Source organism: Rossellomorea vietnamensis NBRC 101237 (assembly GCF_001591825.1).
GTDB classification, from domain to species: Bacteria; Bacillota; Bacilli; order Bacillales; family Bacillaceae_B; genus Rossellomorea; species Rossellomorea vietnamensis.
Genome location: NZ_BCVQ01000045.1, coordinates 1 through 13,136, shown reverse-complemented (window position 1 = coordinate 13,136; position 13,136 = coordinate 1). Strand labels below are relative to the sequence as shown.

Sequence of the window (13,136 nt, the reverse complement as noted above, 5' to 3'; positions counted from 1 at the left end):
CAAAAAAACACTGCCCATAGAATGGACAGTGTCTCTTTCACAAAGATTAACGAGAGTAGAACTCAACGATAAGAGCTTCGTTAATTTCAGCTGGTAATTCAGAACGTTCAGGAACGCGTGTGAATGTACCTTCTAATTTGTCAGCATCGAAAGTTAGGAATTCAGGAACAAAGCTGTTCACTTCCATCGCTTCTTTGATGATGTCAAGGTTACGTGATTTTTCACGAACTGAGATTGTTTGACCAGGAAGAACGCGGAATGAAGGGATGTCTACGCGAGATCCGTTCACTGTAACGTGACCGTGGTTAACAAGTTGACGTGCTTGACGACGAGTACGAGCAAGACCTAAACGATAAACAACGTTATCCAGGCGGCACTCAAGTAGCGCCATGAAGTTTTCACCGTGTTTACCTTGTAATTTGCCAGCTTGGTCAAATAGGTTACGGAATTGACGCTCAGTTACTCCGTACATGTGACGAAGTTTTTGCTTCTCTTGAAGTTGTAAACCGTATTCAGAGATTTTTTTACGTTGGTTAGGACCGTGTTGTCCTGGAGCGTAAGGACGCTTTTCTAATTCTTTACCCGTACCGCTTAGAGAGATTCCAAGACGACGAGATAATTTCCAGCTTGGGCCAGTATATCGAGCCATGAGAGACTCCTCCTTTATTGTTTTTATTTTGTTGTAAAATAAAAACACCTGTGAATAAACAATTATGTGCATTTTGTTTTCATGTACCTTCGCCCTAGCAGCAGAGGGTTACAAGATACACCTCAACGTAGAGGAACAAAATACGAGCATAAAGGACTTCACTGAAGCTGCATTATTTTACACAAAGAATATTATATGATGCGAGAGATTAGAAGTCAAGGAAGTATTTTATAGTTTCCTGAAAAGAGCGATCTGGATTGCACAAACAATATAGTTCATAAGTCATTTGTTGTGATATAATAAAAGTTGAAAATTATGTTAAATAGGTGAGCAGATTTGCAGGAATCAAAGAGAGAGAAAGTTCTTCGATATCTATTGATCGGTATCTGTCTGCTGGTTGTATTGGGAGGTTTCCTCTATTCCTCCTCATCCGATAAAGTCGAGGAGATCACACCATCCACACATGCCCAGGTATTGTCCAGGGGAGACGAAAGTCGGAACCCGGTCATCGCAGTGGCGAAGGTGGTAGAAGAGCAGCCGGTCCTTGTCATATATGAAATTGATCAAAAAAACCAATATTACTTTAAGGTATTACATAGTGTGTCGTTACACAATCCAGTGAAAACGCTTCGTGTTACAAAGGAACATAATGGGGTCTGGGTCCAAATGGAAGAGAAGAAATGGATACTGTTTTCCGAATCGTTAGAGGTTTTACAGGAGCGGGAAAGTGAACCGTCTTCCGTCACTTCAAGCCGGCAGCCCTTTCATGTTCAGGAAGGCACCGGATCCATCAGTATTCCACAGGGATCTCATGAAGTCCGACTGGATCTTACAGACAAAAGCGGGGAACCGGAAGAAATCCATTCCTTATCCGGAGACGATTCAGTATGGCTGGTTGTCTTTCAAAAGGATATGGTACTGGCCAGGAGCCGGTGATGTAATTCGTTTCACAAACCTTTCAGGTGTGGGTGAGAAAAATGTACGTTATTCAACATGCTCTGCATGAATACAAGTCCAAGCTATTCGATTTAATCTATGAAGAAATGTCAGCAGATGCAGATCATTCTGTTCAATTGCAAAAGTGGCTGACGGTTGTGAAGGATTGCCTGGATATCGATCAGGCATTTTTATATTTTTATACCGATTCTACTTATTTCCTATATCAACCCCATCATCATGGTGGTGTTCCCCTCACACTTGCTGAAGCGACAGAGGAGTATATTCTCAGGCCGATCTTAATAGAAAAAGAAGATCTTTCTTCCATTAAGTTTCACTTTACGAAGAGTGATGGAAGTCCTTTGGCGATCCTCCAAGTGAAGACGGAGGATTCGAAAGGCTGGGCCGATGAAAGTTGGCTTCATTCCTTTTGGAAGGCGAGCAATCAGTTTTTACAGCATACAGACGGCATCCAGACCGTCCTTGAAGACGAGAGAAGATATAGGGAATTATTCAAAGTGACAGAGATCTTCCATTCAACGAGGGACGTTCATACCCTCCTCGTACAGGTCATCGAGACGTTGAAACAGGTATTCCCGATTGATGAGTTCCGTTTGTTATTGTCCAATGACCGGTATGATTTCGGCGAACTGCCCATCAAGAATTTTGATTTTGAACGTGCCAATGAATCGGCCATGCAGGCATTTGTCAACGGAAGCATTGAGTCCTGTGAAGAAGATATCCTTTATGCCCCATTAAAAGGAAAGCAGGGGATCTACGGGGTCCTTGAAGTGAAGTCCGTTTCCCGTGATTTTACGGATCAGAAGATCGAGTTCATCCGCCTCCTAGCCTATACAGCCGGGAGTGCCCTGGAGAACGCCAAGCTTTATGAACAGTCGAAGAGGCTCATCACCGATCTTCAGCTTATCAATGAAACGTCCCATCAACTAAACTTGAATTTACGTTTATCTGAAACGGTCCTGTTTTTGAAGAAGCAGATCAAGCGTTCCTTCCAGGCATCCGCCATAGGGTTCGTCCTCCTTCAAAAAGGGGAGTACACGATTCTGGACGAAAGCTCCCCGGTCTTTTCTGAAGAGATCGGCAGGAGTTATATTTCGTACGTTAAGAAGCGTATTGAAGAGGAGAGGGACTCCATCTTCTTAGGGGATGTCAGTGATCGATTTGAAGAAGCGTATGCTTTTCCGTCGCTCATGGCTGCTCCCATGGTTCAAAATGAAGCACTGATCGGATTCTGTGTGGTGCTCCATAAGGAACCGTATATGTTTTCGTTTGATATGTACAAGCTGCTGCAGTCGTTCATCCATCATTCCACCCTGGCCATCACCAATGCCACCCTCCGTGAAAAATTGGAGCATATGGTCATCACCGATCACATGACCAAATTGTTCGCACGGAATTATCTGGATGATGAAATGGAATCCTCCATGAATCAGGATGAACTGGGTACGCTGCTCTTGATCGATATCGATGATTTCAAATCCATCAACGACAACTATGGTCACCAAATCGGGGATGAAGTCATCATAGAAGTGTCCAATCTCATCAAGGGAATCGTCGGTCATCACGGATTCGTCGCAAGATGGGGAGGGGAAGAACTGGCAGCCTATCTGCCTTCCCTTTCCCTTGAAAAAGGAATGGAAATCGCGGAACGCATCATCAAGGAAGTCCCATTGAAAACCGATCCATCCGTCACCCTATCATGCGGATTATCCATCTGGAGAGCAGATGACGACCACTGCCCCAAATCCGTCAAAGAACTAGTCAAAAAAGCCGACGAAGCACTCTACCTGGCCAAAAACAACGGAAAAAACCAGGTCGTGAAAGACTGTCAATAAACAATATAAAATCAACAGGAAGAGCCGAAAGTGGTTCTTCCTGTTTTTTTGATTTTGAATGAATTTTTTTGAATCTCATGATCTTGAAAGGTTACTCGACCTTATGGGAATAGATATTATATGTTGTTAATTATAGAAAACACATGCTCAGTAAGTTGATTGAAGCGGAAGGTGCTCGACTCCGACGGGAATAGCGGGAAAGTTGAGACCCCACAGGGCGAAGCCTGAGGAGGCTCAACTCACGCCCCGCGGAAAGCGAGCACCTGCAGCGGAAATCAACCAACGCGTCACTTTGTATAGAAATGAAGTTTAAGAAACAGCTAACTTCCTTTACCACTTTAGTGTAAACGCTTTCTTTTTCGCCCCGATTATCATATTCTAGAATAGTAGTTACTTAGACTTAAAGGGAATACTGGGAGGAATACTGTATGAAAGATGAGAAGCGTTTTGAAACAAGGGTGATTCACGAGGGGTATCAATCGTCTCAGCATTTTGATAGTTTAGCACCCCCTTTATACCAAACTTCTACTTATACCTTTGCAAATGCGAAACAAGGGGAAAATCGATTTGCCGGTGAAGAAGAAGGATATATATATTCAAGATTGGGAAATCCGACAGTATCCATATTGGAAGAACGGATGGCTTCATTGGAAGGCGGGGAAGCTGCCCTTGCATTCGGGTCAGGGATGGCAGCCGTAAGCGCGGTGCTGTTTTCACTGACAAAATCTGGTGATCATATTCTTTGCTCCCAAGGGGTGTATGGCTGTACGTTCGGACTACTCGAGCTCCTGCAGGAGAAATTTGCGATCGGACATGATTTTTCTTCCATGGACTCAGAAGAGGAGATCCGCGGGAAAATCACGGAAAACACCAGCTGTATTTATGTGGAAACCCCGATCAATCCGACCATGCAGCTCATTGACCTGGAACTCGTTGTGAAGGTTGCCAGGGAAAAGGGGATTCCGGTCGTGGTGGATAATACGTTCTGTTCACCGTATCTGCAGCGTCCGCTGGAGCTTGGATGCGACATTGTCATCCACAGTGCAACGAAATATATTGGCGGACATGGAGACGTCGTTGCCGGACTTGTAGTAGGTACACAGGAGAAAATGGCGGAGATCCGCATGACGACCCAAAAGGATATCGGAGGCATCATTTCCCCATTCGATGCATGGTTATTGCTGAGGGGATTGAAGACACTGGCTGTACGGATGGACCGTCACTGTGACAGTGCTGAAAAGATTGCCGATCTGTTAGCCGGGCATCCTGCCGTGGAAACGGTCATCTATCCCGGACATGAGAATCACCCTCAGCACGGGGTCATGAAGAAACAAATGAAAAAACCGGGTGGAATGATCTCCTTCACGCTGAAAGGCTCCAAGGAAGAAGCGCAGAAGTTCATGGATGATCTTGACATGATCAAGATTGCCGTAAGCCTGGGGGATGCGGAAACATTGATCCAGCATCCTGCCACGATGACTCATGCCGTCGTGCCTGAAGAGTCGAGAAAGAGTATGGGAATCAATGACTCGCTTCTGAGGCTTTCGGTGGGACTTGAGGCACCGGAGGATATTTGGAGTGATTTATCACAGGCGCTGGATAAGGCAAAGTAGTCTCCAGTTCATATTTTTTAAAAAAGGAAACAAGCGCGTGCCATATATCGTGGCACGCGCTTATCTGGTTTAGCCTTTCATCATCAATCATTCATGGCTTGCTCGAGAGTCTTGATGTTTTTCTTCATCAATGTAAGATAGTTTTCATTGTTTTCAATGTCTGATTCTGTTAATACAGAAAGGTTATAAACCTTCAATGGCTTTGCATTGATTTCTTTCTGTATGATTTCAGCAATCCGGGGCGTAACATTTTGTTCGAAAATGACATAATGAATAGAATGCTCTTTAGCCGTTTCAATAATTTCCTTCAATTCTTTTTGGGAAGGCTCATCGGTAGGAGAGAGTCCCGCAACAGCCAATTGTTCAATTCCATAGGCGTCCTCCCAATATCCATAGGCAGCATGGGAAACAAGGATCTCTGGATGGTCACTTTCTTGAGCCAATGATGTAAATTCAGCGTCAATCTCTTTCAGATCTTTTTTCAATTCGTTGAAGTTCTGGTTGAATGCATCCTTGTCTTCAGGATGTAGATCAATGAGAGCATCGCGGATATTCCCTGCCAATGCAATGGCACGATTTGGATCTAACCAAACGTGTGGATCATAGTCTCCATGATGATGCTCATCTTCATGTGCAGCATCACCTTCTTCATGATGCTCATCTTCATGAGCTGCTTCTCCCTCGTCATGATGTCCTTCTTCGGAGTGATCATGGGGGCTTGCGATGGCATCGACGCCCTTCGTTGCCTCAACCATTATAGTATCCTCATTTTCCAGGGATTTAGTGATTTTTTCAGCATATGATTCCATCCCCAGTCCGATATAAATAAACAGATCTGATTCTGCAATGCTCATCATATCTTTAGATGTCGGTTCAAAGGTGTGGGCGTCAGAACCGGGTGGGATCAGGGACTCCGCCTTTACCATATCTTCTCCTATACGTTCAGCGAAATATTGAAGTGGATAAAGGGAAGTCATGATGCTTATTGGTTCAGCATCAGATTGATTGCCGTCTGTCTTTTTAGCAGTCTGATTACAGGCAGAAAGAAAAGTGGATAACATAAGTACAAGTGAAATGAACAGGAATTTTCTCATTGTTAACTCCTTTAAATTGAATGTAATCATCACTTTATCGTAATCATTCCGTTTTGTAAATAAGAATTATTACGATTTAAATCCGATTTTTCATTGCACGTCAATCATTTGTGTGGTTAAATACTTTTAAAGCGTAATTGTTACGATTTAAGTTGATACTGTTGGTGATTCTTTGATTGAGTCGCTCTTCATAAGCGGAGATATGCATAGATCTACCTCATATCTAGTGAAACGGAACAAGTTTCTAATTGAAAATGGAGTGAAAATCAGTTCTGTATCTTTGAATATTTACGGTGCGAGGATAGTGTCCGTAATTTACCACGATATCTAAATCGTAATGATTTTGATTAGGAGGAATGGAAAAGATGAAAGTACCGGTAACAGTATTAAGCGGCTATTTAGGGTCTGGAAAGACGACGTTATTGAATCATATTTTACATAATCGGGAGAATAGAAAAATTGCAGTTATTGTGAATGATATGAGTGAAGTGAATATCGATGCTTCCCTCATCAAGAGCGGTGGTTTTACCCGAACGGAAGAGAAATTGGTGGAGCTTCAAAACGGGTGCATTTGTTGTACGTTAAGGGAAGACCTCATGATTGAAGTACAGCGCCTGGTCGATCAGGGGGATATCGATTTTATCGTCATTGAGTCCACCGGGATTTCTGAACCCATACCGGTTGCCCAAACCTTCACGTATCTGGATGAGGAAATGGACATTGACCTTACGGGTAAAACAAGGCTGGATACAATGGTAACAGTTGTGGACGCCAATCGTTTCTGGCACGACTTCGCCAGTGGAGAAACATTGCTGGACCGGAAGCAGGCAAGTAATGAAGGGGACACAAGGGAAGTGGTGGATTTACTGATCGATCAAATTGAGTTTGCCAATGTGATTGTGTTAAATAAGGTCGATTTAGTGGAAGACGTGGATGTCGTTGAATTAAAAGCGATGCTTCAGAAGCTGAACCCGGGTGCAAAAATCATTTCTGCTATTCACTCCAACATCCCGTTGAATCAAGTACTGGATACGAAACGGTTTGATTTTGAAGAAGCAAGTCAGGGAGCTGGTTGGATAAAAGAATTACAGGAAGAACACACTCCTGAAACGGAGGAGTATGGAATATCTTCCTTTGTGTACCGTCGAAAGAAACCCTTTCACCCTGAACGTTTCATGAAGTGGATGGAGGAATGGCCGGTGGATATTGTAAGGGCAAAGGGGTTCTTTTGGCTGCCGACGCGTAATGACATGACAGGCTTATTATCGCAGGCTGGTCCCTCGATTATCATCCAGGGAGCAGGAGAGTGGGTGGCTGCGTACCCTGAAGTTGAAAGGAATGAAATTCTTGCTGAAGAAGTGGAATTGAAAAAGAAATGGGATCCGATTTATGGAGACCGAATGAATGAGCTCGTTTTTATCGGGCTGGAGATGAACAGGGAAGAAATAGAACGGTCATTGGACCGTTGTTTATTAACAGACAAGGAAATGGGAGAGGATTGGGCTGCATTCAATGATCCGATTCCGGGATTCAGTGTAGAAGATTAATAGAGATTCCCATCAATTCTATCCGGGGTGAAAAAATGGAAGTCCAGGGAATGATTCTTCTTCAATAACATAAAAGTGCGCGGATCATGAAATATGAATCGATTAGTCATAATGCTGCTCAAGAAAGAATAAAAGTAGTATAAGTGTTAAAGCGTAATGATTACGTTTTGTGGAGAGAGGAGTTTTATGATCTTTGAAAGAATTAAAAAAAGTAGGACAGGACCTGACTGGTGTTATTCTATTTATATTGATCATCGGATTGTTTTTAGCCGGTGAATTCATAAAAGGTTGGGTACCGGATGAGGTTTTCGGAGGTTCTCTGATGAATGTCATCACGATTTTCTTAAGCATCCTGTTAGAAGCCATCCCATTCATATTAATTGGCGTATTTGCTTCTGCTCTCATTCAAGTATTTGTGTCAGAGAGTTTATTACAAAGGCTGGTTCCGAAGAGATTCCCTTATCTGGCGTTGTTGCCTGCCGTCTTTGTAGGTGCGCTGCTCCCTGTTTGTGAGTGTGCCATCGTACCCGTAGCCAGGAGGCTGATAAAGAAAGGGATGCCTACACACCTGGCCATCGTCATTATGGTGACAGCCCCGATCCTGAATCCGATTGTCCTGCTTTCCACCTACTATGCTTTTCAACATAACCTTACCGTCGTCATAGGGAGAATGGTGATTGCGTTCATTGCAGCATTGGTCATTGGGGCGTTATTGTACAAGCTATTTGGCAGGCAGGATCCCCTTAAGCAAAGAAGTCACGATCAGGAACATCATCACGAACATGATCATGACCATTCGTCGAATAAACTGATGCAAACCCTGGTCCATGCCAGTGATGAATTTTTTGATATGGGTAAATTCTTAATCATCGGTGCCTTCCTGGCATCCGTGTTTCAAACGTATATCGATCGTGAATCCATTGTAGCATTGGGGTCGAACGATTGGGCAGGCCCTGGAGTCATGATGGGATTTGCATACATTATGTCCCTGTGTTCCGAAGCGGATGCTTTCGTTGCATCTTCATTCGGTAACCTGTTTTCAACGACGTCCCTTCTTGCGTTTCTTGTGTACGGTCCGATGATCGATTTCAAAAATACGTTATTGATGCTTGCCTATTTTAAGAAGCGCTTTGTCTTATTATTCATGGCAGTCGTCACCATTACCGTTTATCTCTGTATAATGGTTACTCAATTTTGGATATAGGGAGGGATCGTTCAGTGAATTCATCCGTTCGATTTCATACGTATATAAGGGGAATTATCTTACTGGGTTATGCATTACTTTTACTTAAGCTGTTTTTAACCTTTAATCTTCAGTACTTCATCGCGCCGAGAATGAATGGATATCTTTATTTTGCATTAGGGATTTTCCTTCTGCTCGGGGCCATTCAGGTCATCCGGGGAACATCTTCCAATGCAAAGACTCATTCTTGTGATTGTGAAGGACATGAACTGCCGAGAGGGGCGATGAAGTCCTTCATGATCTATACCTTGTTCGTCCTTCCACTTGTCCTCGGTTTCCTGATGCCTGATAATGTGCTGGATAGTGCCGCTGCGGCAAAAAGAGGTGTGAAGATCGGCAATACGATGTTTTCCACCCCACCGGCAATTGACGGTCAATCGAAAAATACCGGGGAGCTGAATCAACATTCCACGCATGGTTTGCAGCCAAAACTGGATTCATATGACGACTTCCCTGTCGAGGAAGACTTCGAAAAGCTCAAGGACATCGTCGGGAGCAAAGAAAAAATCATCGTACGGGATGAACAGTATATTCAAACGCTCAGTATAGTGGATGAGGAGCTCAAACAGCATGTTGGAAAAGAAGTGCAGCTGACAGGATTCATTTATAAGGATGAAAGTTTCAGCGGGAACCAGGCCGTCATTTCAAGATATGTAGTATCCTGCTGTGTGGCCGATGCATCAGTATACGGATTATTGGTCCAGGACACGAATATGGCGAACCTGGAGCCCGATACATGGGTGAATGTAAGTGGGATCCTGGATGCCGTGGATTTTAATGGTCGGAAGATGCCGGTCATTACCCATCCGGTATTTGAAGAAGTCGAACAGCCTGAGAATCCTTATGTGGAAGAATTTTATATTAAAATTGAATAATCTTGGCTGATGGCAATCGACGAATTAAAACAGGAAGGTACCCCAATAAATGGGGTCCTTCCTGTTTTTAGGGTGTTTTAATCTTCTAAATAAGCCTGCTTCGATTTCTTTGCACTGACTCCATAAAGTTCAAACATAATACCGTAAATGAACGTCGTCAAGAAAATCGAACTGACCATGTCGAGTACGAAATGTTGTTTGACAAAGAGGGTCGATACAATGATCAACGATCCCATGACCGGCACAAAGACCGTGTGGAACAGATGTTTATTCTTAATGTTGAAGTTTCCGAGAATGATGGCAAATGTCGTTAAGACATGGATGCTCGGGAAAGCATTATAAGGCTGGTCATGACTGTAGATCATTCGGACCAGGTCGATAAATAATCCATCACCCATAAGCTCCGGGCGGGGTACGGTCGTTTGAAAGTAAAAGTAGATCACAAAACAAACCAATTCTCCGATGAAAATGATGCCGAGGGTTTTCAGGAATGTAGGGACATCTTTATACCAGAAGTAAAAAAGGTATCCTAAAATAAAGGCGTACCATAATATATACGGCACAATGAAAACCGGCACGAATGGGATCCATTCATCGAGTTGGGTAGATAAAATGACTGCTTCACGGGTATCCGTATTTAATAGCGTGTATATAAAACCTAATGCCGGCATAACCAGCAAACATAATAAATAGGGTAAGTCTTTTTTCTTAGCTCGCATATTACACCTCTTTTTACCTGTACTCCATTCTGGATATTGTATGGGATAACACAGGGTAAAGTTCTCATGTACGTTACTCTTTTCCCTTTAAGAAGGGTAAGGAAACGTGAACTTTTTAACAAGTCACCGAATTTTTCCCAGCACAAAAAAACACCCTGTCGGAAATGTCCTATTCCCGGCAGGGCTTTATCCCTATTATACAGGATTAAAGATGTCTTAAAAGTTCATCTGTGAAGATTTCCAAAAACTTTTGGTCATCTTCATCAAATCGTGCTTTTTCAGGGCTGTCAATATCTAGGACCCCGATCAGTTTTCCCTCTTTGACGAGAGGGATGACGATTTCGGATTGGGAGGCAGCGTCGCATGCGATGTGCCCGGGGAATTGATGTACATCCTCGATCCGCAGCGTCTTCTGTTCACTTGCAGCCGTACCGCAAACGCCTCTTCCTAAAGGAATCCTCACACATGCAGGCAGTCCCTGGAAGGGGCCGAGCACCAATTGATTGCTTTCTTCCTCCATTAAATAGAAGCCAACCCAGTTAATGCGGTCCATGAATTGGTTCAATAAGGCGGAAGCATTGCTTAAATTCGCAATCTGATTCGGTTCACCTTCCAGTAAAGCCTTCAATTGCTTCGTGACAAGACCAAAGCCCTGTTCCTTTGTACCTTGATATTTTTCTACTTGAAACATCATAAACTCCCCCAATTCTACATATTCTGCGCTATTTCATGTCTAAGCGTTACCGCAGGAACTCCAAGCGACAAATCCTGTCGAGAAATACTTAAAGGAAATCCATACGAAAACACGAAATCTTAGTGTAAACAAATTATAATAGAAACATCTATTGAACCATTTTTAGCATATTTCTTCATCGTCTTCAATGATTTAGTTTATTTCTGAAAAGTTTTTATACATTGATCCTCGCCACTGTTTTTTTCATTCGCCTAATATACATGAAAGAAGGGGAAATATGAAAAAACTAGATACCTCCAAGTCGACGAAAGAGTCCATTTTTAAAGCGGCTGTCTACCTTTTTTATGATCATGGATTCGATGGAACGTCCGTCAGGGACATTGCAAAGCGGGCGGACGTGAATCCTGCTACCATCTCCTATTACTTTAAAGGCAAGCAGGGTGTATTGGAAGCGTGCTTCACCCATTTCTTTGAACCGTACCTGCGTTTCCTTCAGGAAGAAGTGGAGGCGCTGAATTATGTCAGTGCCGATCTGTGCCTGAAGCGGGCCGTCTATAAAATATTGAAATTTCAAAGTGAAAATCATCAACTATCCCGATTCATATGGAGGGAAGTATCCATCGATTCCCAGGTGGTCCGGGAAATCATCTCTTCGTATTTAATGAAGGAAAGGCACTATATGAAACGATTATTCGAACAGGGAATGAAGGACCATGCCTTGAAAAAACAGCCCGTCAGCTTCCTCGTCATCCAGCTCAAGTCCATGCTGACGATGCCGTTCCTGCACAGCCAGCAGTTAAGGGAAGTGTGGCAGATGTTCCCTCAGGAATACTATTTCATTGATCAATATTATAAAAACATTGATCAATGGATCGACCTCTTACTCGTTTCTGAAGCGAAAGAGGTCATGAAAAAAGAGCTGATCATCTGAAAGAAAGAACTCTTCTCCGATGGAAGAAGAGTTCTTTCCTTTTTTATTTCATCAAGTTTCTTCCCTGGTCCAATCCTTCAGCCGTGTGGGCATCAGAACCATAGACGATGTTGATCCCCAGGGCGCGGGCCTGTTTGATGACATCCTGTGGCGGATAGGATTCCCCGCAATGTGGTTTCACGAATCCCGCCCCGTTATAATCAAGTTCTAAACCCCTTCCCGCCATTTCCTGAAGGATGAGGGAAATCTCATCGGAAAACGACTGGGATGCAGGAAACAGCTTCTGGAATTTCTTTACGAGAGTGATGTGACCGATACGCTTCGGCTTATAGGGACCGAGGTCTGCCCGGATCGATTGAAGGACCGTTCGATAATACTGCTTATAGATCTCATCAACCGATCCATAATAACCGATCATGGTTTGGAACACTTCGGGGCTGAAATCAAGACAATCCCATTTCCCTTGCTGATGAAGGAAGTGAACAGAAAGAATACTGTCATCCATCCGGGACCCATAAGTCGAAAGGAAGTCTTCGGTCTCTTTCTCAAACCCTTCAATATAATCCACCTCGAGCCCGGAGCGGATGGTGATCTTGTCCCTATATTTCTCCTTCAAGATGTCCAGTGCATCAAAATAGTCCCTGATACGCGACGGATCCATCCCACTATCCTGATCAGGCGTCGTATCCCTGAACCCGACCGGCAGCGGAGCATGCTCCGTAAACGTTATAGCACGATAATCAAGAGCCATCGCCCTCTCCACATACATCTCAAAAGAATCCCCACTCCCATGCGGACAAAACGGCGTATGCACATGCCCATCAATCTTAGTCATTAGACTTCACTTCCTTTTTATAATAATCATTATTTGTGCTTTTATAATGGGTAATGATAGATATATTGCAAATTTCATAGGGGAATAAACAGAATGAGAGGGCCCCAATTGGAAAAGTAAGTTGAAACTACATAAGTTGATTGA

The 13,136-nt window shown here is 43.4% G+C and carries 12 protein-coding genes; 7 read left to right on the top strand and 5 right to left on the bottom strand.

All coding sequences use genetic code 11. From position 1 onward, the window contains the following. Positions 1-46 precede the first annotated feature (46 nt). The gene (rpsD, locus tag BVI01S_RS17690; protein ID WP_034765742.1) at positions 47-649 is read right to left on the bottom strand and encodes a 30S ribosomal protein S4; all 603 of its coding nucleotides are present in this window, start codon (positions 647-649) and stop codon (positions 47-49) included. 336 nt (positions 650-985) lie between these two features. Here rpsD and BVI01S_RS17685 point away from each other — a divergent pair, with 336 nt between their 5' ends. The 3 genes from BVI01S_RS17685 (at position 986) to megL (ending at position 5,054) form a co-directional block, all read left to right on the top strand. Beyond that, positions 986-1,585 (top strand): hypothetical protein, encoded by a 600-nt coding sequence (locus tag BVI01S_RS17685; RefSeq protein WP_061811117.1) that lies wholly within the window; start codon positions 986-988, stop codon positions 1,583-1,585. Between the two features lie 41 nt (positions 1,586-1,626). Further along, complete coding sequence (locus tag BVI01S_RS17680; RefSeq protein WP_061811116.1) at positions 1,627-3,441, top strand: sensor domain-containing diguanylate cyclase; 1,815 nt, start codon at positions 1,627-1,629, stop codon at positions 3,439-3,441. Between the two features lie 428 nt (positions 3,442-3,869). Next, entirely contained in the window at positions 3,870-5,054 is a 1,185-nt protein-coding gene (gene megL / locus BVI01S_RS17675) for a methionine gamma-lyase (RefSeq protein ID WP_061811115.1), read from the top strand. An 83-nt stretch (positions 5,055-5,137) separates the two neighbouring features. Here the strand turns inward: megL and BVI01S_RS17670 are convergent, their stop codons facing one another. Further along, positions 5,138-6,148 (bottom strand): metal ABC transporter solute-binding protein, Zn/Mn family, encoded by a 1,011-nt coding sequence (locus BVI01S_RS17670; protein WP_061811114.1) that lies wholly within the window; start codon positions 6,146-6,148, stop codon positions 5,138-5,140. 365 nt (positions 6,149-6,513) lie between these two features. Here BVI01S_RS17670 and BVI01S_RS17665 point away from each other — a divergent pair, with 365 nt between their 5' ends. The 3 genes from BVI01S_RS17665 to BVI01S_RS17655 all read left to right on the top strand — a co-directional run bounded on the left by BVI01S_RS17665 (position 6,514) and on the right by BVI01S_RS17655 (position 9,813). After that, a complete protein-coding gene (locus BVI01S_RS17665) occupies positions 6,514-7,695 on the top strand; it encodes a GTP-binding protein (protein ID WP_174523043.1) in 1,182 nt (393 codons plus the stop codon). A 193-nt stretch (positions 7,696-7,888) separates the two neighbouring features. Then, entirely contained in the window at positions 7,889-8,899 is a 1,011-nt protein-coding gene (locus BVI01S_RS17660; RefSeq protein ID WP_061811112.1) for a permease, read from the top strand. Between the two features lie 14 nt (positions 8,900-8,913). Beyond that, entirely contained in the window at positions 8,914-9,813 is a 900-nt protein-coding gene (locus tag BVI01S_RS17655; RefSeq protein WP_061811111.1) for a TIGR03943 family putative permease subunit, read from the top strand. A gap of 77 nt (positions 9,814-9,890) precedes the next feature. Here the strand turns inward: BVI01S_RS17655 and BVI01S_RS17650 are convergent, their stop codons facing one another. After that, complete coding sequence (locus BVI01S_RS17650) at positions 9,891-10,532, bottom strand: phosphatase PAP2 family protein (protein ID WP_061811110.1); 642 nt, start codon at positions 10,530-10,532, stop codon at positions 9,891-9,893. 205 nt (positions 10,533-10,737) lie between these two features. Beyond that, positions 10,738-11,223 carry a free L-methionine (R)-S-oxide reductase MsrC gene (gene msrC, locus BVI01S_RS17645; RefSeq protein WP_034765753.1) on the bottom strand — a complete coding sequence of 162 codons (486 nt, stop codon included), beginning with the start codon at positions 11,221-11,223 and terminating at the stop codon, positions 10,738-10,740. Positions 11,224-11,503: 280 nt separating this feature from the next. Here msrC and refZ point away from each other — a divergent pair, with 280 nt between their 5' ends. Continuing rightward, positions 11,504-12,157, top strand: coding sequence for a forespore capture DNA-binding protein RefZ (refZ, locus tag BVI01S_RS17640; RefSeq protein ID WP_061811109.1), 654 nt, complete (start codon positions 11,504-11,506; stop codon positions 12,155-12,157). Positions 12,158-12,200: 43 nt separating this feature from the next. Here the strand turns inward: refZ and hisJ are convergent, their stop codons facing one another. Then, on the bottom strand, positions 12,201-12,992 hold the full coding sequence (hisJ, locus tag BVI01S_RS17635) for a histidinol-phosphatase HisJ (protein WP_061811108.1): 792 nt from the start codon (positions 12,990-12,992) through the stop codon (positions 12,201-12,203). Between the last annotated feature and the right edge of the window lie 144 nt (positions 12,993-13,136).